The organism is Myxococcus sp. CA039A (assembly GCF_013336645.1).
Lineage (GTDB): Bacteria > Myxococcota > Myxococcia > Myxococcales > Myxococcaceae > Myxococcus > Myxococcus llanfairpwllgwyngyllgogerychwyrndrobwllllantysiliogogogochensis.
On record NZ_JABUMQ010000075.1, the window covers coordinates 1 to 25,803 of the forward strand.

Consider the following 25,803-nt stretch of genomic DNA (forward strand, 5'->3'; position numbering starts at 1 on the left):
GCCTGGAAGCGCGGCGAGCAGGAGGGCGAGGAAGCTGGACAGCCGGAGACGGGACATCACGGTGCGGACTCTACCGCCACGTTCCCACCCTCGGCACCTCGGGTGCGAGCAGGAAACGCACGGGTCGCCCGCGCGCTTCCCGAGGACCTCGAAGTGGGCTAAGGGGCCGCCATGTCCGACTCCGAGGACCTCTTCAAGTACGTCGAGGAAATCGCCGACCAGGCCCGCCGCCGCGTTCAGGCGTTGACGGGCGCCCGGGAGGCCCCCCCCACCGACGCCGCTCCCGACGCCTTCACCCGCCACGGCACGGGGCGCGTGGACCCGGACTCCATCCGGTCCGCCTCGGACCTGGCGCCGTACATCGACCACACGCTGCTCAAGCCCGAGGCGCGCCAGGAGGACGTGGTGAAGGTGGCCGAGGAGGCGCGTCAGCACGGCTTCGCCACGGTCTGCGTGAACAGCTCGCACGTGGCCACCGTCGCCAGAATCCTCGCGGGCTCCTCCACGGTGCCCATCGCCGTGGTGGGCTTCCCGCTGGGCGCGGCGCTGTCGTCGGCCAAGGCGTTCGAGGCGCGCGAGGCCATTGAAGCCGGGGCGCGCGAAATCGACATGGTGGTCAACATCGGCGCGCTCAAGGCGAAGGACCACACGCTCGTGTTCACGGACATCGCCGCCGTGGTGAAGGCCAGCAGCCCGTTGCCGGTGAAGGTCATCCTGGAGACGGCGCTGCTGTCGGACGAAGAGAAGGTCTTCGCCTGCCTGCTGTCGAAGGCCGCGGGCGCCGCCTTCGTGAAGACGTCCACGGGTTTCAATTCGGGCGGCGCGACGGTGGAGGACGTGTCGCTGATGCGCGCCATGGTGGGCGAGGACGTGGGCGTCAAGGCGTCCGGCGGCATCCGCTCGTTCGAGGACGCCATGAACATGCTGCGCGCGGGCGCCAACCGACTGGGCGCTTCCGCGTCGGTGGCCATCGTCACCGGCCAGGTTTCCACCGCGAAGTACTGACCCGGCGGAGCCGACGTGAACGCGAAACAGCGAGACGAACTCAAGGCGCTGCTGCTGGCGCTGCATGCCGAGCTGACCGAAAAGACGCCCTCGAGAATCGAGCCCAACCGCACCGATGAGGCGCGCATCGGCGGCGACGAGGACGAGCAGCCCCTCAACGAAATGATGCAGGCCATCGCCTCCAACCGGAACCGGAACATGGACGGCGTGCTGGCCCGCGTGCTCAAGGCGCTGGGCAAGCTGCGCGACGAGCCAGACTCCTTCGGTGAGTGCGAGGAGTGCGGGGATGAGATTCCGCTCGGGCGGCTGCGCGCCATGCCCTACGCGGAGCTGTGCGTGACGTGCCAGGGCGGCAAGGACGGCCCCAAGGGCCGCGCCACGCGTCGCAAGCTCACCGACTACAGCTGAAAAACTCCACCGGCGCGGCGAGGCTTGTCTTCCGCGCGCGCCCAGACCGTACGAGGCTTCGAGGCTCCATGAACGACACCGGACTGAGAGAGCGGGCGGAGGCGTGGCGCCTGGCGGACCCCGACCCCGCCACCGCCGACGAACTGGCGCGGCTGCTCGCCCAGGGAGACCTCACTGAATTGGCGGACCGTTTCGCCGGAGACCTGGAGTTCGGCACCGCGGGCCTGCGTGGCGTGCTGGGCGCCGGGCCCAACCGGATGAACCGCGCCGTGGTGCGCCGCACCACCGCGGGCCTGGCGCGCTACCTCAAGGAGCATGTGCCGGACGCCGCCACCCGGGGCGTGGTGGTGGGCCGTGACGCGCGCAGGCTGAGCGCGGAGCTGGCGGAGGACACCGCCGCCGTGCTCGCCGCCGAGGGCATCCCCGCCCACGTCTTCTCACCGCCGGTGCCCACGCCGCTCACCGCGTACGCCTGCCTCCACCTCAACGCCGCCGCCGCCATCATGGTGACGGCCAGCCACAATCCACCCGAGTACAACGGTTACAAGGTGTACTGGGGCAACGGCGCTCAAATCATCCCGCCGCACGACACGGGCATCGCCGCCGCCATTGCCCGGGTGGAGCCCGCCAACCGCGTGCCCCTGCTGACGGTGGCCCAGGCGCGCGAGCAGGGCCTGTGGCGCGACATCCCGGACTCTCTGGGCGAGGACTACCTGCGCGCCATCCTCGGGCTGCGCGTGCACAAGAAGGGCTCCGACACGCTGTCCATCGTCTACACGGCGATGCACGGCGTGGGCGGAGTCTGGGCGGAGCGGGCCCTGCGCGACGCGGGCTTCCCGCGCTTCACGCCCGTGGCCGAGCAGCAGATGCCCGACGGCCGCTTCCCCACGGTGCGCTTCCCCAACCCGGAGGAGCCCGGCGCCATGGACCTGTCTCGCGCCACCGCCGAGCGCGTGAAGGCCGACCTGGTGCTGGCCAATGACCCGGACGCGGACCGGCTGGCCGTCATGGCCCGCGAGGCGGACGGTGGGCTGCGCATGCTCACCGGCAACGAGGTGGGTGTGCTGCTGGGCCACTACCTTTTGACGCAGGGGACGAAGCACGCTCGGCCACATGTCGTCACCACCATCGTCTCGTCGACGCAGCTGGGGGACATCGCCCGCTCGCTCGGCGCGGCGTATGACGAGGTGCTCACGGGCTTCAAGTGGATCGCCAACCGCGCGCTGGAACGCGAGCACGCCGAAGGCACTCAGTTCGTCTTCGGCTACGAGGAGGCGCTGGGCTACACCGCCGGCACCGTGACGCGGGACAAGGACGGCGTCGGCGCGGCGCTCGTCATGGCGGACCTGGCCGCGTGGTGCGAGTCGCGCGGCACCACCGTGCTCGGCTACCTGGAGGAAATCCAGCGCCGGCACGGCCTCTACGTCGGTGCCCAGCGCAACGTCACGCTGCCCGGCGCCGCGGGCGCGCAGGTCATCCGCGGCATCATGGACGCCTTCCGTGCCCGGCCTCCCTCCCACATCGGCACGGAGGCCGTGCGGGCCGTGCTCGACTACCAGCGGGGCGTGAATGGCCTGCCGCCGTCCAACGTGCTCGCGCTGGAACTGGAGGGCGGGGGCCGTGTCACCCTGCGTCCTTCCGGCACCGAGCCGAAGATCAAGTACTACTTCGAGCGCAAGGAGACGCCGGGTGCCGGGGAGCCCCTGGCCCAGGCTCGTGCTCGCGCCGAGGCCCGGTTGACCTCCTTCATCGACGCTTTTGTCGCGCTCGCACGTGAGCGTGGACAACCCACCTGAGTCTTGATTCACACCTCATCTCGCGCCTCGGTTCCCCCCTGGCCGCGCCTCGCGTGGCCCCCGTCGAAAGGATTCGTGTGAAGCGCCTCGTTCCTGGAGTCCTCCTCGCCTGCTGTCTGATGGCCCTTCCTGGTACCGCGCTGGCGCGGGGGCAGGGCTGGTCCGTGCTCGCCGCCGACACGCTGGGGCGGGGCAATACGGCGTTCTCTGGCCAGATTGGCTGGCCCGGCCTCACGCTGGGCGTGCTCCACGGCAGCTCGGAGCGCTTCGACATCGGCGGCAAGTTCAGCTTCAACTGGGGCCGCGAGGGTTGGGTGCGCCACACCTCGCCCGGCATCAAGCTGCAGGCGTGGATGCGGCTGGAGCTGGCGAAGACGAACCAGGTCTCCTTCGCGCTCACCTTCCAGCCCGGGCCGCTCTTCTACTTCGACGACGGCGACACGGACGTGGGCCTGGCGCTGCCGGTGGCCTTCGTCGTGGGCATCCCCGTGTCCAGCGCGCTGATGGTGAACGTGGGCATCGACATGCCCTTCCACGTCTACTTCGGGGAGGGCATCGGCCCCGTCATCCCCATCCTGGTGGGCGGCGGGCTGGAGTACTTCATCGACAGCCGGCTGGCGGCCACCTTCAACCTGCGCATGGGCCCCTCGCTCATCCCCGACTGGGATGAGAGCGAGTTCGCCATGGAAGCCCTCTTCGGCATCGCCTACCGCTTCTAGGCGACGCGCCGGTTCGGGCCTACCAGGAGGACGTCTGCTCGGGCAGCTCCACCGTGAAGGTGCTGCCCAGGTTGACGCGGCTCTGAACCGTCAGCTTGCCGCCCATGGACTCCACCAGGGCGCGCGCCACGGTGAGGCCCAGCCCGGCGCCCTTCTCCGGCGGCTTCGTCGTGTAATAGGGCTCGAAGACGGCCTGCAGCTCGTCCTCGAAGATGCCGATGCCCGTGTCCTTCACGAACAGGCGCGGGCCGAAGTCGCCGAACATGTCCGGCAGCTCCACGCCCACGTGGATGCGACGCGGCCGGTCCATCACGTCTTCCACGGCCTCCGCCGCGTTGGCGAGGATCTCCACCAGCACCTGCTCCAGCTGGCGGCGGTTGAACACGACGGCGATGGGGTCCTCCGGCAGCACCACCGTCACTTCGGCGGCGCCCAGACGGCCGTTGCCCCGCACCCGCTCCACCACCCCGGGAACCAGCTCCCGCAGGTCGAAGCGCTGGATGTCCTTGGGGTTGGTGGGGCCCAGTGAGAGCAGGTGCTGGCCGTACAGCCGCATCTGCTCGCCGGCGACACCCAGCTTCTTGAGCTCCTCCACGTCCGGCGGCAGGCCCTGCATCGCGCGCTCGCGCACGTGTCCCAGCGCCCGCTGGAGGCCCTCGCCGATGTGACCCAGGTTCTGCGCGACATCCGCCGCCAGCGTGCCCACGCGCGCCAGTCGCTCCATCTCCACCCAGCGGGTGCGTGGATCCAACAGCTCCTCGGCCCGCTGCCCACCGCGGTCGCGGTGCGCCTTGAGCTCCAGCAGCGTGTGCACGCGGACCTTCAGCTCCAGCGGATCCAACGGCTCCGTGGTCAGCAGATCATCCACTCCGGCTTCCAGCACCTGTCGCCGCGTCTGGCGGTCCGCCCTGCGGGTCAGCATCAGCACCGGCACAGACAGCGCACCCAGCTCCGCCTGGAGCCGTCGGTACGCCGCCAGCCCATCCGTCCCCGGACGCTCCACGTCCAGCAGCACCAGGTCCGCGGCCTGTCGGGCCCCGCTCCCACGCGCTGGCAGGACGTCGTAGCCCGCGGGGGCCAGGATGGAGCACAGCCGCTCCATGCCTTCTGACTCCACGTCCACCGCCAAAACGCGGGGTCTGTACGTCTCGGTCGTTCCCGTCGTATCCAGCATCACCCACCCCCGCCGTGTTGACCGGACCGACCGGGCCCGGGTTTCACAAGGAGTCCCTCCGGACCTTGCGACAGATTGGATGAAGCCTCCCCCCCGGTGGCCTGATTCCAATCCGGCGCGGCCCGACCTGACCTCATTATGCGAGGCGCGTGCCGTCGTGATTTCCGACGCCCCGTGTCTCAATCCCGGAGAAACCCGGAGTTCCATCCAATAACGGCAGGGGGTTGGAGTGTCGTCTTTCTCCATCATCCGAAGGAGAGGACGTTGGCCACCAGACACCTGGGGGTCACTCCTGACCAGGAATCATTCCATACCCGGGTACGGAATGACTCGCACTGGTTTGGTGACCTCAGCGGGACTCCTGCTCGTATGGGACGCCGAGTGAGGCAGGGGTGCTGTTGCGCTGGCCCTGGAAGGCGAGGACCAGGAGGGTGAGGAGGTAGGGCAGCGCGAGCAGGACGCCCTGGGGGACGACGTCCAGGAGGCCCGGGGCGCTGGAGGCGAGGCCGATTCGCAGCGCGTTGCCGAAGGCGAAGAAGGCCGCGGCGAAGAAGGCGCCCAGGGGTGTCCAGCGGCCGAACACCATGGCGGCCAGGGCCATGAAGCCCAGGCCCGCGGGCGTGTGCTGCTCGAAGCGGTCCAGCACGGTGGTGGAGAGCACGGCGCCACCCAGGCCCGCGAGCAGTCCACCGCCCAGCACCGCGCCCCACCTCAAAGCAGGAACGGAAAGTCCCAGGGTGGCCACCGCGTGGGGCTTGTCGCCCACGGCGCGCAGGCGGAGTCCCAGGGGCGTGCGAGTCAACATCCCCTGGAGCAGCAGCGGCAACAACAGCGCCAGGTACGTGGGCGCGGCGTGGCCGGAGAGCGCGCCCAGCACGGGCACCGAGGCGAGCTCGGGCCAGTTCCAGGGGGCGAGCTGTTGGATGGGGGGCGTCCCGTTGGGCCCGAAGTGCGTCTCGAGCAGGAAGGTGCCGCCCGCCAGGGCCACGAGGTTGAGGGCGATGCCGGACACCACCTGGTCCGAGCGCCAGCGGATGCACAGGTAGCCGTGCACCGCCGCCAGCGTCGCGCCCGCGAGCATGCCCACGCCCACGGCCAGCGGCGTGGGCATGACGAGCGCTGCCACCGCGGCGCAGAAGGCGCCCACGCGCATCATCCCCTCCACGCCCACGGCGACGACGCCCGCGCGCTCGGAGAGCACCGCGCCCAGGGCGGCGAAGACGAGCGCGGGGGCCGCGTCCAGCGTGGCGAACAGGAGCCGGTGGATGATTTCAAGCATGGGGCACCTGCGCGGCCGGAGCAGGCGGCGCGGCCGTGGCGACTGTCGGGGTGCTTCGACGGCGCAGCGCCGCCAGCCAGATGAGGCGTCCGGCCACGAAGAGCAGCGCGAGGCCCTGGATGAGCTCGGGGAAGCTCTTGTGCACATCGAGCAGTTGCATGCGCGTGCCACCCGCTCGCAGAACACCGAAGAAGAGGGCCGCTGCGCCCACGCCCAGCGGATGGTTGTTGCCGATGAGGGCGATGGCGATGCCGTCGAAGCCGTAGGGCGCGCCCAGCGTGCCCGGATAGCGGCCCTCGGTGCCCAGCACGAGCACCGCGCCAGCGAGTCCCGCCAGTGCTCCGGCCAGCGCCATGGCGAGCCCCGCGCGCCGCGCCACGGGGATGCCCGCGGCCCGCGCCGCCTCGTCACCCAGGCCCACCGCGCGCGTCTCGAAGCCGGAGCGGGTGCGCGCAAGCCACGCCCAGACCGTCACCGCCGCCACGACGGCGAGGATGAAGCCCAGGTTGAGGCGGGAGCTGTCACCCAGCAGTCGTGGAAGCTGCGAGGTGGGGTGGATCTCCGCCGTGCCGGAGATGGAGGCGCCGGCCTCGGCCACGCCGCGCAACGGCCCGACGACGAGCCAGTTGTCCACCAGCCGCACCGCCACCCAGTTGAGCATGATGGTGGAGATGACCTCGTGCACGCCGCGGTACAGCTTGAGCGCGCCGGCAATCCCCGCCCAGGCGGCCCCGGCCACCGCCGCGCCGAGGAGCGCGGCCGGGATGTGCAGGACGCCGGGCAGGGCCACGTGCGCGCCGACCACCGCGGCCGCGAGCGCTCCGAGCAGCATCTGTCCCTGCGCGCCGATGTTGAACAGGCCCACCTTGAAGGCCACCGCCACGGACAGGCCGGTGAGGGTGAGCAGCGCCGCCTTCATCGCCGCTTCGCCCAGGGGCCGGGTGAGGACGGTGACGGCGGCGCCCTCGAGGAACCGGGGCCAGTCGCCAATGCCGCCCCAGAGCATCTCGAGATAGGCCGCCGTCGCGACCGCCGTGCCGTCCGTGTCCCGGGTGAGGGCGATGAGCTGCCAGCACACCACCAGCGACAACAGCACCGACAGCACCGAGGGCAGGGCCTGCCGTGTCCGCTCACCCATGGGCCTGCTCCGCTCCCAGCATGCGACGTCCCATCTCCCGCTCGTCGTACTCGGCCCGGGTGAACTGGCCCGTCACGCGGCCCTCGAAGAGCACATAGACGCGGTCCGCCAGGGCCAGCACTTCTTCCAGGTCCAGTGACACCAGCACCACTCCCGTCCCCTGGGCCCGCGCCTCGCGCAGCCGCGCATGCACCTGCGCCACCGCGCCGATGTCCAGGCCTCGCGTGGGCTGCACCACCACGAGCAGGCGCGGCCGGGCATCCAGCTCCCGCGCCACGACGACCTTCTGCTGGTTGCCGCCCGACAGGGCCTGCAGGGGCAGGGTCGGCTCGGGCGGGCGCACGTCGTACGCGGCCAGGAGCGTCTGGGCCCGCTCGCGGCGTCCGGCGAAATCAATCCACAGGCCCCGCGCGAAGGGCGGCCCCGTGTGGCGCCCCAGGGCGATGTTCTCCTCCACGCTGAGGGCCTTCACCACCGCGCGGCGCAGCCGGTCCTCGGGCACATGGCCCACGCCGCGCGCTCGCGCCTGGGCGGGCGTGAGCCCCGTCAGCGCTCCTCCGAGCAGCGTGCCGCCACCCGCGGTCAGTGGACGCAGGCCGGTGAGCACTTCGGCCAGCTCGCGTTGTCCGTTGCCGTCCACGCCGGCGATGCCGACGATTTCTCCCTCGCGCACCGTCATGTCCACGCCGCGCAGCGCGGGGCACCCGTTGTCGCCTCGTGCCTGGAGTCCCGTTGCCTCCAGCAGGACGTCGCCGGGCTTCTCACCGCCGCCTGGCGCGGGCCTTCCGTCGTCCCCTCGCACCGGGAGCCCCACCGCTTCCATCAGGGCGTCGCTGGGGAGCTTCTCACCCGAGGCCGCGTGGCCCGTCACGGCGCGCTGGCTCTCTCCCACCATGAGGGCGGCCAGGGCCGTCGCCGAGGTCTCCGAGGGCCTCACCTCCGCCACCAGTCGGCCGCGCCGCATGACGGCGATGCGGTCCGCCACTCCGAGCACTTCCTTCAGCTTGTGGCTGATGAGCACCACGGTGCGCCCCTGCGCGACGAGGCCGCGCATGACGCGGGCCAGTTCGTCGGCTTCCTGGGGGGTGAGGACGGCGGTGGGCTCGTCGAGGATGAGCACCTGGGCGCCCCGGTGCAGCGCCTTGACGATTTCCACCTTCTGCTGCGAGCCCACCGTGAGCGTGTCCACGCGGGCGCGCGGGTCCAACACGAAGCCGAAGCGCTCGCAGGTGGCGGCGACCTCCCTGACGGCGCGCTCCCAGTCGAACAGCCCCCGGCGGGTGGGCTCGCGGCCGAGCACCACGTTCTCCGCCACCGTCAGCGTGGGCACGAGCATGAAGTGCTGGTGCACCATGCCGATACCCAGGGCAATCGCGTCCCGAGGGCTCTTGAGGCGCACGGACCTGCCGTCCACGGACACCTCGCCCGAGTCCGGATGGTAGAGCCCATAGAGGACGTTCATCAGGCTGGACTTGCCCGCGCCGTTCTCTCCCACCACCGCGAGCAGCTCGCCCGCGCCGATATCGAGGGACACGTCATCCAGCGCCGTGACGGCGCCGAAGCGCTTCTGGATATGTCGAAGGGAAATCAGGGCGCGGCGGCCTGGAAGGTGGCGAGGTCCGCCGGGACGGAAGGCACCTGGAGCTGTCCGGAGACGACGCGCTGGCGCAGCGCCTCCACCTTCTGGAGCGCCTCCGCCTTGCCCGGGAAGTCCACCCGGACCTCGGCCATGGCCACGCCGTTTTCCTTGAGCCCCAGCACCTGCTCGGTGGCGGTGAACTTGCCGTCCACCAGGTCCTTGGCGGCCTGGTACACGACCAGGTCCGTGTGCTTCAGCATGGAGGTCAGGATGGCCTCCGGCGCCACGTGCGACTGGTCCGAGTCCACGCCGATGGCGTACACGCTCTTGCCGGCCGCGCGCGCCTCCTTCACCGCCTGGATGACGCCGATGCCGTCCGAGCCCGCCGCGTGGAAGATGACGTCCGCGCCCTTGGCGATGAGGTCCTGCGCCACCTGCTTGCCCGCGGCCATGTCGTTGAAGCTGCCGGTGTAGACGGACATCAGGGTCTGGGCCGCCTCGGGCTTCGTCGTCTTCACGCCGGCGCGATAGCCGACCTCGAAGCGCTGGATGAGGGGCACCTCGATGCCGCCCACGAAGCCCACCTTGTTCGTCTTCGTCACCAGCCCCGCCAGCGCGCCGACGAGGAAGCTGCCCTCGTGCTCCTTGAAGAGGACGGTGCGCACGTTAGGCAGCCGCAGCGTCTTGCCCTGGGCATCCAGCACCTGGCTGTCGATGAGCAGGAAGCGGGCCTGGGGGTTCTCCTGGGCGGAGCTGCGCACGGCGTTGGCCAGCAGGTAGCCGTTGCCGATGGTGAGCTGGGCGCCCCGGTCCACGAGCAGCTGGAGGTTGGGGACGTAGTCCTCCTGGGCCTTGCTCTGGAGGACGACGGGCTGGATGGGCAGGGGCTGGAGGGTGGACGCGATGGAGGCCAGGTGGCCGGGCAGGGACTTGCGCACGTCGTCGGGCGTGGCGTCCACGTACTTGCCGCCCTCGTAGCGCTTGCCGGCGGCCCACAGCTCCAGGCCGCGCAGGGCGGCGTCGTTGAACGAGTGGTCACCCCGGCCGCCCACGTCGATGACGAGGCCCACGGGAAGCGGCTTCTTCGCCTCCTGCTGAGCGGAGGTGGGGGCCGAAGCGCCGGAGGGGGGCGTCTCTTCCTTCTGCTTGGAACAGGCGCAGAGGAGCGCCGTGAGGGCGAGGACCTGAAGGCGAAGCGTCATGGCTGGCTATCTACCAGATGCGGAGGCGCCTTTCGCGGAAGTGCATGGGGGCCCGGGTTCCTGGTATGGGCAGTCCCCGTGCAACCCTACGAGCTCATCAAGTCGAAGCGGGATGGGGGCCGGCTGGAGCCGGCTGACATCCGCGCGTTCATCCAGGCGTATACGGCGGGAACGGTGGCGGACTATCAGATGGCGGCCATGTGCATGGCCGTCTTCTTCCGGGGGCTGGACTCCCGAGAGCTGGGCGCCTGGGCGCGCGCCATGCTGGAGTCGGGCGAGGTGTTGGACCTGTCCGACACCCCGGCCGTGAAGGTGGACAAGCATTCGACGGGCGGAGTGGGGGACAAGGTGTCGCTCAGCCTGGCGCCCCTGGCGGCGGCGTGCGGGGTGCCGGTGCCCATGATTTCGGGCCGGGGCCTGGGCCACACGGGCGGGACGCTGGACAAGCTGGAGTCCATCCCCGGCTTCAACGTGAATCTGTCGACGTCCGAGTACCGCCGGCTGGTGCGCGAGGTGGGCTGCTGCCTGATTGGCCAGACGGCGCAGGTGGCGCCCGCGGACAAGAAGCTCTACGCGCTGCGTGATGTGACGGCGACGGTGGACTGCATCCCGCTGATTGCGTCCTCCATCATGAGCAAGAAGCTGGCGGAGGGCATCGACGCGCTGGTGCTGGACGTCAAGGTCGGCAGCGGCGCGTTCATGAAGCGCGACGAGGATGCCCGCACGCTGGCCCGGACGATGATTGGCCTGGGCGCGGAGATGGGGCGCAAGGTCGTCGCGCTGCTGACGGACATGGACCAGCCGCTCGGGCGCAAGGTCGGCAACGCCCTGGAGGTGATGGAGGCGGTGGACATGCTCCGTGGCGAGGCCCCGGACGACTACACCGAAATCACCTACGCGCTGACGGCGGAGATGCTGGTGCTCGGCAAGAAGGCCGCCACCGTGGACGAGGCGCGCGAGAAGCTGCGCAAGTCCGTGGCGGATGGCAGCGCGCTGCGCAAGCTGAAGGAAATCGTCCTGTCGCAGGGCGGAGACCCGCGCTCCATCGACGACTACTCGCTCCTGCCCCAGGCGCGCTCCACGGTGGACGTGGTGGCGCCCCGTGGAGGGTATGTGACGGGCATCGACACGGAGGGCGTGGGCCTCGCGGGCGTGGCGCTCGGCGCGGGCCGTCAGCGGGTGGACAGCAAGATAGACCCCGCCGTGGGCTTCACCCTCTTGAAGAAGACGGGCGAGGCCGTGGTGAAGGGCGAGCCCGTGGTCCGCGTTCACTACAACGACGAAGCTCCGGTGGAGGGCGTGAAGGCCCGTCTGCTGGCGGCCTACCACTTCGGCGATGCCGCCCCCGCCCCCCGTCCGCTGGTGCGCGAGCGGGTGGAGTAGGGCGGCTCGGACCTCGAGCCCGCGCGGCTCGGGGTCCGGTGCCTGGCCCCTCGTGACGGTGATGGCCCGTGCGCCTACGCGCCGTGGCCGCCGTCGACGTTGAGCACGGTGCCCGTGATGTACGTGGCACCCGGGCCCGCGAGGAACACGATGCTGTCGGCGACCTCCTCGGGGCGGCCGAAGCGGCCCAGGGCGATGGCCGCGTTGATGGCGGGCTTCATCGGCTCCAGGCCGGAGGACATGTCCGTGTCCGTGAAGCCCGGCTGCACCACGTTGACGGTGATGCCCTTGGGGCCCAGGTCTCTCGCCACGCCCTTGGTGTAGCCGACCACCGCCGCCTTCGTCGCCGTGTAGTCCGCCATGCCGGCCATGCCCACGCGCCCGGTGATGCTGGAGCCCACGGTGATGATGCGCCCGCCCTGGCCCATCACCTTGACCGCCTCGCGGATGGCCGCGATGACCCCGTGGACGTTGATGTTCTGCTGTCGCTCGAACGCCACCGCATCGCTTTCCGGGCTGTCGACCGCTCCTGGCGTGGCCACTCCCGCGTTGTTCACGAGGATGTCCAGCCGACCGAAGCGCTGCGTAACCGCCTGGACCAGCTTCGCTGCCTCCGCCGGTACCCCCTGGTCGGACTGGAAGGCCGCCGCCCGGACGCCTTGGGACTCCAACTCCCTCACGAGCGCTTGGGCCTTCTCCGCCGAGGCGACGTAGCTGATGGCTACATCCGCCCCTTCTTGCGCGAGCGCCCGCGCCGTCGCCGCGCCAATCCCCCGAGAACCCCCCGTCACCAGCGCCACCTTGCCTGCGAGCTTCTTGGCCATGTTCGTCATTCCTTCCAGGTTGTGTACTTATCGGTACTGAATTGGACACACCCAGGCGCGCTTCGCGCGGTTCCACACGCGCCCGGGCGCGGGATGTGTACCGATTGGTATAGATGTAGAGTCCTGGCCCGGAGCCGTCAAGGGGATTAGTATCGAACGGTATGAAACCGAAGACGGCAGCCGCCCAGGTGGGGCGTCCCCGGGGTTTCGACGTGGATGAGGCGTTGGACCGTGCGCTGCGCCTGTTCTGGCGGCAGGGGTACGAGGGCACCTCGCTGTCGGACCTGACGGAGCATCTGGCCATCAACCGGCCCAGCCTGTACGCGGCGTTCGGCAACAAGGAGTCGCTGTTCCGCAAGGCGTTGGACCGCTACGTCGAGCGCCATCTGGTCCTCTATCGGGACGCGTTCGCGAGGCCCACGGCCCGCGCCGCCGTCGAGCACCTGCTGCTCGGGCTGGCGGACGCGCAGACGCTGCCCCGGGAGCCCAAGGGCTGCATCACCGTGCAGGGCGCGCTGGTGAGCGGCGCGGATGCCGCCCCCATCCAGGGGGAGCTGGCGGCGAGGCGCGCGGCGGGAGAGCAGGCCCTTCGCGAGCGAATCGAGCAGGGGCAGCGCGAGGGGGACGTTCCGGCGCACGTCGACTGCGCGGACCTGGCGCGCTACTTCACCACCGTCTCGCAGGGCATGGCCGTCCAGGCCGCCACGGGAGCCAGTCGCGAGGACCTGCGGCGCGTGGCCCGGACCTCCCTGCTCGCGTGGCCGCCCGCCTGAGGAAGTTCGCCGTCCCCTCCGGTGGTCGAGGAGGCTTCGCTCGGTCCTTCACGTCGGCCCCGGAACGCGGCATCTTTCTGGCCCCAACGGCGGCAGGGACGCATGAACACGGGCGAAGCGCTGTATCTCCATCCAGGAGTGAAGGTCCGGCCCTGCGAGTGGGGCTTCGGCGTCTTCACCGATGAGTTCATCAAGGCGGGCGAACTCATCGAGGAGTGTCGCTACCTCAAGATGCTGCAGAAGCACACACGGCATCCGCCACTCGACGACTACGTCTTCCAGATTCGCTGGGGCGAGCGCGAACAGCAGCCCGCGGGGGACTGGGTCGCCCTCGTGCTGGGCTACGGCATGCTCTACAACCATGCCAAGGAGCCCACCGCCGCGTACTACCGCGCGGTGGACCGCGACATCTTCACCTTCTACGCCCTGAGGGACATCCACCCCGGCGAGCAGATCTTCATCAGTTACGGCGAGGAGTGGTGGGACACCCGGAACGAGGATGTCCCCCCTTGAGCCCTCGGGGTGCGTTCCGGGGGCCTTGAGCGGGCCCTGGGGGCCGCCGGGTTCGACGCAGGGCGCAAAGAGGGGGCACTCCTGGTACAGGACATTCCTGGGGGAACCCACGTGGGGGATGAAATTCGGCGCCTCCCTGGCGGGTGGGCAAGCGTATGATGGGTGGCGGATGGTGCTTCATGGACACGTGACGCAGGCGGCCGTGGCCGTTCGCCGGGGGACCTGGAAGGGGGAGCCGAGGGTGGGCTTCGACCTCCCAGAGGACGCCCTGCCGGCCGGGCCCGGTGAGCCGCGCGCGTGGCCCCGGGGGCGGGCCACCTCCAAGGGGCTTCCGGCGGTGGTACGGGCATGAGCGGCAGGACTGGAACGGCGATGGCCGAGAGGAACAACTCGATGAGCGACAAGGCCGAGGACCGGCGCGACTCCCCCCGGATTCCCATGCGCCTGAAGGTGCGCCGGGCGGGCAGCTCGGCGGACTTCGAGGCACGGGATGGGGACCTGTCCCTGGGCGGCTGCGCCTGGAATGGCCCCGGACTGGAGGCGGGCGCGCAGGTGGAGGTGCGCTTCACGCTGCCCATCCTTCCCGACGAAGTGGAGGCGAAGGGCGAAGTGCTCCACGTGACGGATGGCCCGCAGGGCCCCGCCGCGCACGTGCGCTTCGTGGACCTGCCGGTGGAGGCGGAGCTGGCCATCGCCCGCCACCTGGACGACATGCGGCTCGCGGGCGAACCTCGCTGAGGCCCACCCCGTCACCTAGGAAGGCGGCGACATGGCGGATGAGATTCCCTGGGAGCGGCTGTTCGAAGAGGCCACCCGGGTGCGCGAGCGGGCGCACGTGCCGTACTCCCGCTTCCCGGTAGGGGCCGCCGTCCTGTACGCGGACGGCTCCGTGATGTCCGGCTGCAACGTGGAGAACGCCACCTACGGGCTGACGGTCTGCGCCGAGCGCAATGCGTTCGCCGCGGGCGTGGCGCAGGGCCGCTCCCAGCCGGTGGCGGTGGCGGTCGTCGCGAACACGGCCACGCCTGTCCCGCCGTGCGGCATGTGCCGGCAGGTGATGGCCGAGTTCGGCACGCCGCAAATGCAGGTGCGCAGCCGCACCCCTCGAGGGGACGAGATGCGCTACTCCCTGGGCGAGCTGCTGCCGCACGCCTTCACCAAGGACTTCCTCTAAGAGAGCCTGAGCACCCGTGGATCTGCTTCTGACCGGCGGCACCGTGGTGACGATGAACCGCGAGCGAGAGGTGCTCGTGGGCGCTGATGTGCTCGTCCAGGACGGGCGCATCGCGAAGGTGGGACGGGGCCTGAAGGCCCGTGGAACGCGGCGCGTGGTGGACGTGGCGGGGAAGGTGGTGTTGCCGGGCCTCATCCATGGCCACCTACACGCCTGCCAGACGCTGTTCCGGGGCCGCGCGGATGGGATGGAGCTGCTCGACTGGCTTCGCGAGCGCATCTGGCCCTTCGAGGCGTCCCACGATGCGGCCTCCATGCGCGCGTCGGCGGACCTGACCTTCGCGGAGTTGATCCGCTCGGGCTCCACGGCCGCGCTCGACATGGGCAGCGTGCATCACTACGACGCGGTCTTCGAGTCCGCGCGGGACTCCGGCTTCCGGCTGGTGGGTGGCAAGGCGATGATGGACGCGGGCGCCAACGTGCCCGACGGCCTGCGCGAATCCACCGCGGAGTCGCTGGCCCACAGTCTGGCGCTGTTGGAGCGCTGGCACGGCACGCACGACGGGCGGCTGCGCTACGCCTTCGCGCCCCGCTTCGTGTTGTCCTGCACGCCGGAGCTGATGCGTGAGGTGGCGAAGCTGTCGCGCGAGCACAACGTGCGCATCCACACCCACGCCAGCGAGAACGCGAAGGAGACGGACGCGGTGCGCCAGTACTCGGGCGGCCGGGACAACGTCGACTTCTTCCACACGCTGGGGCTGACGGGGCGGCACGTGACGCTGGCCCACTGCGTGTGGTTGTCCGCGGAGGAGCAGGAAATCATCCGTGAGACGCACACCGTGGTGTGCCACTGCCCCGGCTCCAACCTCAAGCTCGCCTCGGGCATCGCCAAGGTGCCGGAGCTGCTGGAGGCCGGCGTGACGGTGGCGCTGGGCTCGGATGGCGCGCCCTGCAACAACACGCTCGACATCTTCCACGAGATGCGGCTCGCGGCGGTGCTGCACAACCCTCGCGTGGGGCCTCGCGCGATGATGCCCCTGCGCGTCCTGGAGATGGCCACGCTGAACGGCGCCCGGGCGCTGGGGCTGGAGGACGAGGTGGGTTCGCTCGAGCAGGGCAAGCGCGCCGACATCACCGTGGTGGATGTGAGCGGCCTGCACTGCGGTCCCTCGGCCGAGGACATCCTGGCCCCGCTGGTGCACTCCGCGCGCGGCAGCGACGTGACGCACGTCTTCATCGACGGCAAGCCAGTGTTGAAGGACGGCGTGCTGACCACGCTGGACGCGTCGTCGGTGATGGCCAGCGCGAAGTCCAACGTCGAGCGCATCCTCCGCCGCCGGCAGCGCGCCCGAGGCTCAGGCGGTCGGTAGCCGCAGCACGAAGGACGTGGGCCAGTCCGGGGTGTCCTCCACGGAGAGCGTTCCTCCGTGGGCCTCCGCGGCCAGTCGGGAGAAGTACAGCCCCAGGCCGTAGCCCCGGCGGTTGTCTCGCTCCTGGTCGCCCTGCACGTACTTGTCGAAGAGTCGCGCGCGCAGCTCGCCTGGAATCGGCGGGCCGTCGTTGCGCACCGCAAGCCAGGCGCCCTGGGCGTCGGTGCCGCCCTCCAGCCGCACGCGGCCACCCGTGGGCGCGTAGCGCAGGGCATTGGTGGCCAGGTTCTCCACCACGCGGACGAGCAGCTCCGGGTCTCCGTTCAGTGCCAGCGTTCGGGGCGCGACGACGTCCAGGGTGAGCTTGCGGGCGCGGGCCACGTTCTCCAGCGAGCGGCGCACGTCCTCGAGCAGGCGGCCCATGTCGAGCGGCACCTTGCGGGGCTCCAGCCGGCCCTGCTCCAGCCGGGGCACGTCCATCATGTCGGTGATCATCCGGTCCAGGCGCGCGGTGACGGCCAGGCCCGTGCGCGCGGACTCGTGGAGGTGGCCCTGGGGGAGCTCCTGCTCCATCCAGGCCAGCGTCATGGTCAGCGCCGACAGGGGCGAGCGCAGGTCATGGACGAGGAACTGCGTCAGCAGCTCCTTGTCGTGCTGGAGCGCCCGGAGCTCGTCGTTCTTCGCGTGCTCCTCGTCGAGCATCCTGGCGATGATGCGCCGGGCCTCCTCGACCTCCTGGAACCGGCGGGCCTCCAGGGCGCTGTCCACTTCCGCGCGGGTGAGGGCCACCGCGAGCACGCGCACCCTCCCGGTGCCGTAGTGCTTCACCGCCGCGACCATCATCAGGGTGACGACGGCGATGACCACCGCGCCCCAGCCGACGCCCGCCTCGCGCATCAGCGCCGCCTGGGCCACCGACGACAGCGCGGCCGTGCCGTAGACGACGGTGGGGCGCAGGGCGAGCCCGCTGAGCGTCACGACGAGGGCGAAGAGGCCCAGGCTGAAGCCCGCCACCCCGGCCGGAAAGGGCGAGATGGGGAGGGCCAGGTGTTGCAGGCCATAGACGAGGGCGACGTCCACGGGGGACTGGACGATGCCCAGCCAGCTGGCCTCGGGGCGGTTGCGCACGACGAAGAGCACTGTCGCCACGCCCACATAGGGCACCAGCAGGAGCGGGTAGGGGCTCCAGTCCTCGCCGCCGGTCAGCCACAGCGTGGTGGTGAGAATCAGGAAGAGCGTCGCGCCGACGAGCCGCACCGCCGCGCCCGTGCCCAGCACGCTTCGTCGCTGGGCGTCCACGGCGCGCGCCAGCGAGTCATCGAAGGAGGAGTGGGTCCAACCCAACGCACTGTCCACTGGGGCAGGGTTTTCCCCGCTTCCCGGCGCCGGGGCAAGTCCCCCACTTGGGGGAGGCCGCCAGGGGACGGCTCGCGGGCCCTCACTGGCGGCGTGCGAGCAGGGAGGCGCGATGGGACTTGTGGGTGGTGGGCAATCGCCTTAGGTGAGTTCGCGTAGCACTGATCAGAGGGGTGGATGCGGCTGCTTGCTCCCCCCTGAGTTCGTGTAAGGTGGCTGGAAGTAGGTCTGGACGGAGGTAGACCGGCGATATGTGGGACAGACTCAAGAGGGCGTTGCGCAGCTTCGCGGGCTTCTTCGTCTCCTCCATCGAGGATCCGGAGCTCATCCTCGAGCAGAACATCCGTGACCTGAACGACCAGGTCCCGAAGATGAATGAGTCCATCGCCATGGTCCGGGCGAATGTGACGCTGCTGGAGAAGGAGAACACCAAGTACAAGGACGACGTGCGCGGGCTGACGGCCAAGGTGAAGGCCGCCATCCAGGCCGGTCGCGACGACCTGGCGGCGCAGTACGCGACGAAGCTCCAGGTGGAGAAGGAAGCGCTGGCGCGCAACGAGGCGCAGCTGGAGACGGCGCGGCTGGCGTACGAGAAGGCGCTGAACGTCAAGAAGGCGTTCATGCGGGAGAAGGACAAGAAGACGGCGGAGGCCATGACGGCCATTCGCGACGCGCGACGCGCCAAGTGGCAGGCCAAGGTGGCCGACACGATGGAGTCCTTCACCGTCGCCGGCATCGACTCGACGCACGACGAGATGCTGCGCAAGGTGGAGGAGCGGACCGCCGTGAACGAGGCGCGCATGCAGATGGCGCTCGAGTCGGTGGACCACCAGTCCGCGCAGATTGAGGAAGAGGCCGAGAAGATCCAGGCCAACGAGCTGGTGAAGCAGTTCAAGATGGAGATGGGGCTGATGGAGAGCCCCGCCCCGGTGTCTGACGTGAGTGGACAGACGGGGAAGACCATCGGCAAGAAGGTCGGGGTCGAGTAGGCCCCGGCGGTCGGCATCATGATGAAGGGAAGAGACCTGGGAACTGACGGATGAAGCTCCACCGTGGGCCAGGTCTCTTTCTCTTCCTGTTCCTGTGCGCGTTGGGCGCGGGCTGGGTGCTCGCATCCCGCATGGGATATCTGGACACCCTCCAAGCGCGCTTCTTTCCCTCCGTGCGCGAGGCGATCCGCCTGTCTCCCGGAGACTTTCCCGCGGGCGTGTCGGCGCCGGTGGCGGACGTGGCGTCCGTGCCGCTGCGGCCGGTGCTCATCGGTTTCACGCCGCGCGGCTCGGCGGCGGGGCTGCTCGTGGCGGCCGGTGGGGCGACGACGCTGGACAACCCCGCGCCCCCTCCGAACGCGGCGCAGGGCTTCCTGAAGACGGCCTATGCGCTGGACGCGCGGGCGGTGCTCTTCGGCCGAGAGGAGGAGCTGCGGCAGGCCCTGGCCATTGGCGCGGAGAATGGCGGCGTGGACATGGCCATGCTGTCGGTGGACCGGCTGGCGTCGTGGGCCCCGGGCCTGCGGGACGCGGCGCCGAGGACGATATTGCTGGCGGGACGAAGCCGGGGGCAGGAGGCGCTCGCGGCGGTGGGCGTGACGGACCTGGCGAGCCTGCGAGGCAAACGCGTGGGCGTCTATCCGTTCAGCTCCACGCACTACTTCGCGCTGTGGGTGCTGGCGCGAGCGGGGCTGCGGACGACGGACGTGCGCTGGGTGGACCTGCCCTCCACGCTGGATGCCGGGCGAGCGCTGCGCGAGGGCCGCGCGGACGCGGTGGTGGGGCTGTGGGGCGACGTGGAGCTGGCGGCGAAGGACCGGGGCGGCGCGGTGCTCGCGACGACGGCGGATGCGCCGCACCTGGTGGCGACGGTGCTGGTGGCGCGGGGGGATTTCGCGGCGCGCTATCCGGACGCGGTGAGGCGGGTGCTGCGCGGGATGCTGGACGCGGGGCAGAGCGTGCTGAAGGACCCGACGGCGGGGGCTCGGATGCTGGGTGAGGTGGCGCCGTACCTGGGTGACCCGATTGAGGCCATCCGCAGCGCGCCGCCCGCGACACTGGCGGACAATCGAGCGTTCTTCGGCCTTTCCGGCGAGGCGCCGGTCACCTATGACGAGCTGTACCAGAGCGCCGCCGCGCTCTTCCAGAAGCTCAAGCAGGGACCCCAGGTGCCACTCGCGGAGGATACGAGGGACCTGGGAGCGTTGAAGTACGTGTCGGAGGCGCGCGGTCCCTGAGGCAAGTCGACCGGGCGCCGGGAAGGGGAGGTCGGACGTGGCGAAGAAGTCGCCGAACTACATCAAGGCCGCATTCATGCTGCCGGCCAACCTGGTGGGGTTGGGCACGGCGGCCGCTTCGGCGGCGCTGACGGGCGAGCCGTTGCCCGCCTTGCTGGCGCTCGGGCTGGAGGGGCTGTACCTGGGCCTCTTCTCGTCCATGCCGCGCTTCCAGCGGGCCATCCGCTCGCGGGAGCCCACGGACCCGGAGGCCGCGCGCAAGGCGGTGGACTCGCTGCTGGCGGACCTGGCGCCGTCGCAGCGCGAGCACTACCAGCAGCTCGTTGGCCTCAAGGAAAAGATTCTCGCCAACTACCGCAAGCTGCCGGGCGGCAAGGTGCTGGAGTCCGACAGCGAGCCGCGCCTGGACGCACTGCTGACGTCGTTCCTGCGGCTCATCTCCACGCTGAACCAGTACCGCTCGTACCTCAACAGCTCCGACCGGGGACACCTGGAGAAGGACGTGCGGGAGCTGGAAGAGGACGTGGCGCGCGAGACGAATCCCCGGCTGAAGGACGTGAAGCAGAACCGGGTGGATATTCTTCGCAAGCGGCTGGCGCGCTTCGAACAGGCGAGCGAGAGCCGGGAAGTGGTCAGCCACCAGCTCGCTGGCATCGAAGACATGATGCGGCTGACGCACGAGCAGTCGATCGCCATCCGGGACCCGGAGGTCGTCAACCGGCAGCTCACCATGCTGAGCGCGGAGGCCGAGGCCACCGACGAATCCGTGCGGCAGATGGAGCAGTTCCTGGAGTTCACCGAGGAGACTCGCGGCCCGCTGCCGCATGGCTCGCGGGTGCGCTGACGCGTCGTCGCGGAGCTTCGCCTGGGTTGCGCATCATGGGGGCTTCTCGTCCCTTCCTCTGTCTCGCGGAGGAAGGGGCTTCTTCCAGAACGCAATGACTCCGCGGGGGCCCTCCGTCATGAGGATGCCGACGGTCACTGCCCCCATGAGAAGTCCCTGGCAGGCGTAGATGCCCAGCCCTCCGCCGACGAAGAGGCCCACGAGGCTGACGGCGGGATGGATACGCCACCCGAAGACGGCTCCGACGACGGCGCCCGCGAGGGCACTCAGAACCGCCAGCATCTCGATGAGCGTCATGGGACTCCTCGGCGAATGGGCATCGCTCGTGTTTCAATCGCCGTGCCCTCGCGCCCCGTGACGGGTCACGTTGGAGTGGCCCTCGGGACTCCGTCAGATTGGCAATCTGGCGGCATGGCTTGCTGTCGCATTGACGTCGCGGGTTGCTGGTGGGGCCTCCCCTCCGAAGCCTCTGTGGCGGGCATCGAGTCTCGTGGAAGTTGCCTGCCCATCATCCGGGTCCCTTGGCAGGGAGGCGGACGTACGCCGCGCACAGGAATACATTGACTCTCCGCCCCAGCCGTCCTGTCCTGCCGTCATGTTCCGCCGAGCCTGGCTTCCGACCCTCCTCCTCGTGCTCGCCATCGCGGGCTGCTCACGCTGTGGCAAGGACGAGGGGCCCGTCGCCCCGACGGCCTCCGGCCCCGCGCGCTACCTGCCTCGCGATGCGCAAGCCTCCGTCGTCATCCACGACCTGGGAGCGCTCGGAGAGAAGCTGGCGCGCTTCCAGAACCTGAAGGTCGCCTCCTTCGCCGCCCAGCTCCAGAGCTTCTCCTCGGCGGAGGGCTATGTGAATGCGGTGATGCGGCAGGTGGGCGTCGACCTGCGCAGCCGTCAGGCCCTGGAGGCCGCGGGCCTTGCTCCCGAGCTGGGCGCTGGCGCGGCCTTCCTCGGTGACGGTCGCGCCATCTCCGTCGTGGGTGTCAGGGACGCGGAGAAGCTCGAGGCGACGTTCGCCGGCTTCGCGCGCACCCGACTTGGAGCCTCCGAGAAGAAGGAGGAGAGCGGCGTGGGCGGCAAGCTCGTCACCTTCAACCGCCCGGGCCACCCCGCCGCGGCGCTGGGCCTGCTCTTCATCAGCGGCGGGAAGTTCGCGCTCCTGGGCGCGGGGCCCTCCGTCGCGTCGCTGCGCCCCCTGGCCAGCCAGGCCGAGGAAAAGTCGCTCGCGAAGGAGCCCGTGCTGGCCGCTTCGCTCCAGCGCCTGCCGTCGAAGCGAGACTTCCACGTGTTCATCCCCGGCGGCGCGGGCCTGCTGCTCCCCGCGGGCACCGTGCAGGGGCTCACGCTCACCGGGCTCGTCGACGACCGTGCCGTCACCGTCCACGCGGACGCGCCGTGGCCGGACACGAAGGAGTCGCTGGCCGCGTTGGACCCGGTGAAGGACGCGGCGGACCTGCGCGGCTTCCTGCCTCCGGACAGCTTCTTCGTGGCGCGCTTCCGGGGCGACCCGTCCCAACTCGACGGTGTGTGGCCCTACCTCGTGGGCGACTACCTGACGCGCGCGGTGCAGAAGAGCGGGCTCGATGTGAAGGCGGAGGTGCTCGACAACTTCAAGCCGGGCACGGTGCTGGGCCTGTCGCTGTCGCCCAAGGTGCAGCTGGGCTCCGGCATGCCCGCGCTCGATTTGCGCCGCACCAACCCCTTCCGCTTCGTCAACCTGGTGGCCCTGTCGGAGCTGGAGGACGCCACGCGGACGCAGGCCCTCCTGGAGAAGCTGCCGCAGATCTCCAGCGACTTCGGCGCCAAGGTGGAGGCCTCCGACCTGAAGGGCCAGCGCGTGTACCTCACCTCGTATCGCGCGGGGGAGGGCGCCCACTTCGCGCTCGGGCCCAACGGCAAGTTGCTGGTCGCCTCGCCCCAGTCGCAGTTGGAGGCCTCGCTCACCGCCCTCGCGGCGAAGGCCGGCGAAGGGCCGCTGACCTCGGACCTGAAGGACGTGGGCCAGGACGCCGCGTTCAGCGCGGTGCTGGATTTGCGCCGGCTGGCGGACTCGGTGAAGAACCTCCCGTCTGAGGCGTGGGGCATTGGCGGCTTCGCCATCAAGGCCACCACCGTGCGCTGGCTGGAGGCCACCGATGACCTTCGCGCCGTGACGCTGTCCGTGTCTCGCAAGGAGCGCGCGCTCCAGGCGGAGATGTCCCTGCGCCTCACCCCCACCTCGCCGTCTTCCACCACGACCCAGCCGGCCACTCCGTGATTCACGCTCGAGACGTCACCAAGGAATATCTGGATGGAGATGGCACCCGGGTGCGGGTGCTCGACGGAATGACCCTGGACGTCGAAGCCGGGGACTTCGTCGCGGTGGTGGGCCCGTCCGGCAGCGGCAAATCCACGCTGCTGCACCTGTTGGGCGGCCTGGATGTCGACTACCGGGGCGAGGTGAAGGTGGGCGGAGTGACGCTCGGGGGCCTGAAGGACAAGGACCTGGCGCGCTTCCGCAACACGCACGTGGGCTTCGTCTTCCAGTCCTTCCACCTCATCCCCAACCTGTCGGCGCTGGAGAACGTACTGCTGCCCTCGTACTTCGGTCCGCGCACTCCCGACGCCGTCAAGCGCGCGGAAGCCCTGCTGGAGCGCGTGGGCCTGGGCGCGAAGAAGGACCGCGCCCCGGTGCGCCTGTCCGGGGGCGAGCGTCAGCGTGTGGCCATCGCCCGCGCCCTCTACGGCGGACCTCGGCTGCTCTTGTGTGACGAGCCCACAGGCAATCTGGATGCGACCACGGGCGACGGGGTCATTCAGCTCTTCCGTGAGCTGCACCGCGAGGGACTCACCGTGCTCGCCGTCACACACGAGGAACGGATGAGCGCGGCCGCGCGGCGGGTGTTGCGGCTCAAGGAGGGCAAGCTCGTGGAAGAGCCCGCACCGGAGCGCGCGGCCCTGGGAGGTGCTCCGTGAGACTGGACGCGCTGTCTCGACTGGTGCGACTGAGCCTCGCGCGCGAGCGCCGGGGGGCCTTCTTCTCCGCGTTCGGCGTGGCGATGGGCGTGGGCACGCTGGTGTTCTTCATCGGCCTGGGCCTGGGCGTGGGCCGCGTCATCCGCGAGAAGATCTTCCCCACCGACGCGCGACTGCTGGACGTGGTGCCCCCGGCGGTGTCGCTGGGCTCGCTGCTGGGGGGCGGCAAGCTGGACGCGGAGGCGGTGGAGCGCCTGCGCTCGCTGCCCGGCGTGGAGGCGGCGCATCGGAAGATGAGCGTGCGCGTGCCCGCGGTGACCCGCTACGACGGGGCCTTCTTCGGCACCAAGCTGCGCATGGGCATGGAGGTGCTGGCGGTGGGCGTGGAGCCGGCGCTCGTGAAGGGCGACGTGCAGATGGGCGAGTTCAAGGACCCGGGTGAAGGGCAGCCGATTCCGGCGCTCGTCTCCACGCGGCTCCTGGAGCTGTACAACAAGACGTTCGCCCCGGCGCGCAAGCTGCCGCAGCTCTCCGCGAGCATGCTTGTCGGCTTCGGCTTCCCGGTGGAGTTCAACCGCTCCTACGTGGCGGCGAACTCCGCGTCGGGACCCAGCCGCTCCGCGCAGACGCAGGTGGTGGGGGCGTCGGACCGGGCCATGTTCGCCGGCATCACCATTCCGCTGGAGACAGCGATGCGCATCAACCGCGAGGCGGGCGTGGACGCGGACACCTTCACGGGTGTCACGCTCGTCGCCACGGACCCGTCCAAGGTGCCCGCGCTGGTGGATGCGGTGAAGGCCATGGGCCTGGAGATCGACGACCAGGAGCGCCGCATGGCGGAGAACACGGGCGCGGCCGTCGCGCTCACGACCTCCGCGCTGGCGCTGCTGTCCATCCTCATCTGCATCCTGGCGGCGGTGAACATCGCCCACGCGCTGTCGGCCTCGGTGCGCGCGCGCGCCAAGGAGATTGGTGTGATGCAGGCGGTGGGGGCGTCGCGCTCGGACATCCGGGCCATCGTCCTGGCCGAGGCCGCCGTGGTGGGACTCGTGGGCGGGGCCATTGGCACCGCCGTGGCGCTGCTCACTTCCTTCGGCGTCAACCGCTTCGCCGCGGGCTACCTGCCCAACTTCCCGTACAAGCCCGACAGCTTCTTCTCCTTCCCCTGGCCGGTGGTGCTGGGTGGAGTGGTGCTGGGACTCCTGGCCGCGCTGGCCGGGGCCTACTTTCCCAGCCGCCGCGCCGCCGCCACCGACCCCGCACGGACACTCGCCGGATGAAGCTTCCCTCCCGAAAGACGCTGCTGGGCAATGTGCTCAGCCTGGCCGCCATCGCCTGGATCTACGGAGGGGACCTCGCGGACGCGCTGCGAGCTCGCACCGCGGATGTCTCGGCCCTCGTCGAGCTGCCCTCGCCCGTGCGCCCCGCGGTGGTGCTGGCGCTGGCCGCCCTGGCGACAGCCGTCGTTGTCCTGGGCGGACTGGCGCGGGGCAAGGTCGAGGACTTCAAGGGCTACCGGCTCCTGCCCATCCTCCTGGTCGGCGCGCTCTTCGCGGACCTGGTCCTGTCGGAGAGCCGCATCCCCATCGACTCCACGGACATGGCGTCCATGAGCCTGCAGCGCTTCCACAAGCTCGCCCAGGCGCTGTCCACCCAGGACGCGGTGGCCGAGGACCCTCGCGTGCTCCAGCCCCTGCTGGAAGAGCTCGGCCGCCCTCCCTACCTGGTGCGTGGGGAGCCGCTCGCGGCCTATGCCCTCCAGGTCCGAAAGGACTGCGAGGGCCCGGTGCGGGATGCCCCAGGGGTGCGGCCCGGAACGCTGCTGTACTGTGTCGCGCCGGAGCGCAAGGGGGCCTGGGTGACGATGGTGGGCCTGGCCGAGGAGAATCGCTTCGGCGCGCCGGAGCTGCTGTCCGCGGGCGGCAAGCTGCGCTTCCTGCTCGTCCAGCCCGCGATTTCCGACGAGGAACAGGCCGAACCAGGGGACGCGTTCCGGGAGGTTCCGGGGCCCGCGGCCGAGGACGGTACGGACGGCGGCACCTCCAGTCTTCAACCTTGAGAAAAATGGCGCTGCTACGCGCCTGTTGC

25 protein-coding genes are annotated in these 25,803 nt (G+C 70.4%); 17 read left to right on the forward strand and 8 right to left on the reverse strand.

Going from position 1 to position 25,803, the window contains the following annotated elements; translation table 11 throughout:
* The first annotated feature begins 171 nt into the window (after positions 1–171).
* The 4 genes from deoC (at position 172) to HR086_RS14800 (ending at position 3,928) form a co-directional block, all read left to right on the forward strand.
* Positions 172–1,005 (forward strand): deoxyribose-phosphate aldolase, encoded by an 834-nt coding sequence (gene deoC / locus HR086_RS14785; RefSeq protein ID WP_174465946.1) that lies wholly within the window; start codon positions 172–174, stop codon positions 1,003–1,005.
* A 15-nt stretch (positions 1,006–1,020) separates the two neighbouring features.
* Positions 1,021–1,413 (forward strand): TraR/DksA C4-type zinc finger protein, encoded by a 393-nt coding sequence (locus HR086_RS14790; protein WP_141647633.1) that lies wholly within the window; start codon positions 1,021–1,023, stop codon positions 1,411–1,413.
* A 68-nt stretch (positions 1,414–1,481) separates the two neighbouring features.
* Positions 1,482–3,209, forward strand: coding sequence for a phospho-sugar mutase (locus tag HR086_RS14795; protein WP_141647632.1), 1,728 nt, complete (start codon positions 1,482–1,484; stop codon positions 3,207–3,209).
* Positions 3,210–3,286: 77 nt separating this feature from the next.
* Positions 3,287–3,928, forward strand: a complete 642-nt coding sequence (locus HR086_RS14800) for a hypothetical protein (RefSeq protein ID WP_174453063.1) — start codon at positions 3,287–3,289, stop codon at positions 3,926–3,928.
* A 19-nt stretch (positions 3,929–3,947) separates the two neighbouring features.
* Here the strand turns inward: HR086_RS14800 and HR086_RS14805 are convergent, their stop codons facing one another.
* The 5 genes from HR086_RS14805 to HR086_RS14825 all read right to left on the reverse strand — a co-directional run bounded on the left by HR086_RS14805 (position 3,948) and on the right by HR086_RS14825 (position 10,300).
* Positions 3,948–5,030 (reverse strand): sensor histidine kinase, encoded by a 1,083-nt coding sequence (locus HR086_RS14805; RefSeq protein ID WP_254614272.1) that lies wholly within the window; start codon positions 5,028–5,030, stop codon positions 3,948–3,950.
* 421 nt (positions 5,031–5,451) lie between these two features.
* The gene (locus HR086_RS14810; protein WP_174453065.1) at positions 5,452–6,381 is read right to left on the reverse strand and encodes an ABC transporter permease; all 930 of its coding nucleotides are present in this window, start codon (positions 6,379–6,381) and stop codon (positions 5,452–5,454) included.
* Complete coding sequence (locus HR086_RS14815; protein WP_174453066.1) at positions 6,374–7,519, reverse strand: ABC transporter permease; 1,146 nt, start codon at positions 7,517–7,519, stop codon at positions 6,374–6,376. The genes HR086_RS14810 and HR086_RS14815 overlap by 8 nt, the downstream gene beginning before the upstream one ends.
* Positions 7,512–9,053 (reverse strand): ABC transporter ATP-binding protein, encoded by a 1,542-nt coding sequence (locus HR086_RS14820; protein WP_174465947.1) that lies wholly within the window; start codon positions 9,051–9,053, stop codon positions 7,512–7,514. The genes HR086_RS14815 and HR086_RS14820 overlap by 8 nt, the downstream gene beginning before the upstream one ends.
* 53 nt (positions 9,054–9,106) lie before the next feature.
* Positions 9,107–10,300 carry a BMP family protein gene (locus tag HR086_RS14825; protein WP_174465948.1) on the reverse strand — a complete coding sequence of 398 codons (1,194 nt, stop codon included), beginning with the start codon at positions 10,298–10,300 and terminating at the stop codon, positions 9,107–9,109.
* Positions 10,301–10,378: 78 nt separating this feature from the next.
* Here HR086_RS14825 and HR086_RS14830 point away from each other — a divergent pair, with 78 nt between their 5' ends.
* Positions 10,379–11,683, forward strand: coding sequence for a thymidine phosphorylase (locus tag HR086_RS14830; RefSeq protein ID WP_141647625.1), 1,305 nt, complete (start codon positions 10,379–10,381; stop codon positions 11,681–11,683).
* 74 nt (positions 11,684–11,757) lie between these two features.
* Here HR086_RS14830 and HR086_RS14835 read toward each other — a convergent pair whose 3' ends face one another.
* Entirely contained in the window at positions 11,758–12,507 is a 750-nt protein-coding gene (locus HR086_RS14835; protein WP_174453069.1) for an SDR family NAD(P)-dependent oxidoreductase, read from the reverse strand.
* A gap of 161 nt (positions 12,508–12,668) precedes the next feature.
* Here HR086_RS14835 and HR086_RS14840 point away from each other — a divergent pair, with 161 nt between their 5' ends.
* The 5 genes from HR086_RS14840 to HR086_RS14860 all read left to right on the forward strand — a co-directional run bounded on the left by HR086_RS14840 (position 12,669) and on the right by HR086_RS14860 (position 16,336).
* The gene (locus tag HR086_RS14840; protein ID WP_174453070.1) at positions 12,669–13,280 is read left to right on the forward strand and encodes a TetR/AcrR family transcriptional regulator; all 612 of its coding nucleotides are present in this window, start codon (positions 12,669–12,671) and stop codon (positions 13,278–13,280) included.
* Between the two features lie 102 nt (positions 13,281–13,382).
* Complete coding sequence (locus HR086_RS14845) at positions 13,383–13,793, forward strand: SET domain-containing protein-lysine N-methyltransferase (protein WP_141647622.1); 411 nt, start codon at positions 13,383–13,385, stop codon at positions 13,791–13,793.
* A 372-nt stretch (positions 13,794–14,165) separates the two neighbouring features.
* Positions 14,166–14,531, forward strand: coding sequence for a PilZ domain-containing protein (locus HR086_RS14850; RefSeq protein WP_141648176.1), 366 nt, complete (start codon positions 14,166–14,168; stop codon positions 14,529–14,531).
* A gap of 31 nt (positions 14,532–14,562) precedes the next feature.
* Positions 14,563–14,967: a cytidine deaminase gene (locus HR086_RS14855; protein WP_174453072.1), complete on the forward strand. Its 405-nt coding sequence runs from the start codon at positions 14,563–14,565 to the stop codon at positions 14,965–14,967.
* A 16-nt stretch (positions 14,968–14,983) separates the two neighbouring features.
* Entirely contained in the window at positions 14,984–16,336 is a 1,353-nt protein-coding gene (locus tag HR086_RS14860) for a 5'-deoxyadenosine deaminase (protein WP_174465949.1), read from the forward strand.
* Here HR086_RS14860 and HR086_RS14865 read toward each other — a convergent pair.
* Positions 16,322–17,680, reverse strand: coding sequence for a sensor histidine kinase KdpD (locus HR086_RS14865; RefSeq protein WP_254626331.1), 1,359 nt, complete (start codon positions 17,678–17,680; stop codon positions 16,322–16,324). The genes HR086_RS14860 and HR086_RS14865 overlap by 15 nt on opposite strands.
* A 263-nt stretch (positions 17,681–17,943) precedes the next feature.
* Here HR086_RS14865 and HR086_RS14870 point away from each other — a divergent pair, with 263 nt between their 5' ends.
* The 3 genes from HR086_RS14870 to HR086_RS14880 all read left to right on the forward strand — a co-directional run bounded on the left by HR086_RS14870 (position 17,944) and on the right by HR086_RS14880 (position 20,763).
* Entirely contained in the window at positions 17,944–18,681 is a 738-nt protein-coding gene (locus tag HR086_RS14870; RefSeq protein WP_141648171.1) for a PspA/IM30 family protein, read from the forward strand.
* A 50-nt stretch (positions 18,682–18,731) separates the two neighbouring features.
* Positions 18,732–19,919 (forward strand): ABC transporter substrate-binding protein, encoded by a 1,188-nt coding sequence (locus HR086_RS14875; protein WP_141648170.1) that lies wholly within the window; start codon positions 18,732–18,734, stop codon positions 19,917–19,919.
* A gap of 76 nt (positions 19,920–19,995) precedes the next feature.
* Complete coding sequence (locus HR086_RS14880; RefSeq protein ID WP_141648175.1) at positions 19,996–20,763, forward strand: hypothetical protein; 768 nt, start codon at positions 19,996–19,998, stop codon at positions 20,761–20,763.
* 33 nt (positions 20,764–20,796) lie between these two features.
* Here HR086_RS14880 and HR086_RS14885 read toward each other — a convergent pair whose 3' ends face one another.
* A complete protein-coding gene (locus HR086_RS14885) occupies positions 20,797–21,060 on the reverse strand; it encodes a hypothetical protein (RefSeq protein ID WP_174465951.1) in 264 nt (87 codons plus the stop codon).
* Between the two features lie 298 nt (positions 21,061–21,358).
* Between HR086_RS14885 and HR086_RS14890 the strand changes: the two genes are divergently transcribed.
* The 4 genes from HR086_RS14890 to HR086_RS14905 are packed head-to-tail and all read left to right on the forward strand — an operon-like array spanning position 21,359 to position 25,774.
* The gene (locus tag HR086_RS14890) at positions 21,359–23,017 is read left to right on the forward strand and encodes a hypothetical protein (protein WP_174461535.1); all 1,659 of its coding nucleotides are present in this window, start codon (positions 21,359–21,361) and stop codon (positions 23,015–23,017) included.
* The gene (locus tag HR086_RS14895) at positions 23,014–23,715 is read left to right on the forward strand and encodes an ABC transporter ATP-binding protein (protein ID WP_174453077.1); all 702 of its coding nucleotides are present in this window, start codon (positions 23,014–23,016) and stop codon (positions 23,713–23,715) included. The genes HR086_RS14890 and HR086_RS14895 overlap by 4 nt, the downstream gene beginning before the upstream one ends.
* Positions 23,712–24,995, forward strand: coding sequence for an ABC transporter permease (locus HR086_RS14900; RefSeq protein ID WP_141648166.1), 1,284 nt, complete (start codon positions 23,712–23,714; stop codon positions 24,993–24,995). Before HR086_RS14895 ends, HR086_RS14900 begins: the two co-directional genes overlap by 4 nt.
* On the forward strand, positions 24,992–25,774 hold the full coding sequence (locus HR086_RS14905; protein ID WP_174465952.1) for a hypothetical protein: 783 nt from the start codon (positions 24,992–24,994) through the stop codon (positions 25,772–25,774). The genes HR086_RS14900 and HR086_RS14905 overlap by 4 nt, the downstream gene beginning before the upstream one ends.
* Positions 25,775–25,803 lie beyond the last annotated feature (29 nt).

Coding starts and splice junctions, on each gene's coding strand:
- deoC (WP_174465946.1), top strand. CDS start 172: ATGTCCGACTCCGAGGACCTCTTCAAGTACGTCGAGGAAATCGCCGAC.
- HR086_RS14795 (WP_141647632.1), top strand. CDS start 1,482: ATGAACGACACCGGACTGAGAGAGCGGGCGGAGGCGTGGCGCCTGGCG.
- HR086_RS14805 (WP_254614272.1), bottom strand. CDS start 5,030: ATGGAGCGGCTGTGCTCCATCCTGGCCCCCGCGGGCTACGACGTCCTG.
- HR086_RS14810 (WP_174453065.1), bottom strand. CDS start 6,381: ATGCTTGAAATCATCCACCGGCTCCTGTTCGCCACGCTGGACGCGGCC.
- HR086_RS14815 (WP_174453066.1), bottom strand. CDS start 7,519: ATGGGTGAGCGGACACGGCAGGCCCTGCCCTCGGTGCTGTCGGTGCTG.
- HR086_RS14825 (WP_174465948.1), bottom strand. CDS start 10,300: ATGACGCTTCGCCTTCAGGTCCTCGCCCTCACGGCGCTCCTCTGCGCC.
- HR086_RS14835 (WP_174453069.1), bottom strand. CDS start 12,507: ATGGCCAAGAAGCTCGCAGGCAAGGTGGCGCTGGTGACGGGGGGTTCT.
- HR086_RS14840 (WP_174453070.1), top strand. CDS start 12,669: ATGAAACCGAAGACGGCAGCCGCCCAGGTGGGGCGTCCCCGGGGTTTC.
- HR086_RS14845 (WP_141647622.1), top strand. CDS start 13,383: ATGAACACGGGCGAAGCGCTGTATCTCCATCCAGGAGTGAAGGTCCGG.
- HR086_RS14850 (WP_141648176.1), top strand. CDS start 14,166: ATGGCCGAGAGGAACAACTCGATGAGCGACAAGGCCGAGGACCGGCGC.
- HR086_RS14855 (WP_174453072.1), top strand. CDS start 14,563: ATGGCGGATGAGATTCCCTGGGAGCGGCTGTTCGAAGAGGCCACCCGG.
- HR086_RS14870 (WP_141648171.1), top strand. CDS start 17,944: ATGTGGGACAGACTCAAGAGGGCGTTGCGCAGCTTCGCGGGCTTCTTC.
- HR086_RS14875 (WP_141648170.1), top strand. CDS start 18,732: ATGAAGCTCCACCGTGGGCCAGGTCTCTTTCTCTTCCTGTTCCTGTGC.
- HR086_RS14880 (WP_141648175.1), top strand. CDS start 19,996: ATGCTGCCGGCCAACCTGGTGGGGTTGGGCACGGCGGCCGCTTCGGCG.
- HR086_RS14885 (WP_174465951.1), bottom strand. CDS start 21,060: ATGACGCTCATCGAGATGCTGGCGGTTCTGAGTGCCCTCGCGGGCGCC.
- HR086_RS14890 (WP_174461535.1), top strand. CDS start 21,359: ATGTTCCGCCGAGCCTGGCTTCCGACCCTCCTCCTCGTGCTCGCCATC.
- HR086_RS14905 (WP_174465952.1), top strand. CDS start 24,992: ATGAAGCTTCCCTCCCGAAAGACGCTGCTGGGCAATGTGCTCAGCCTG.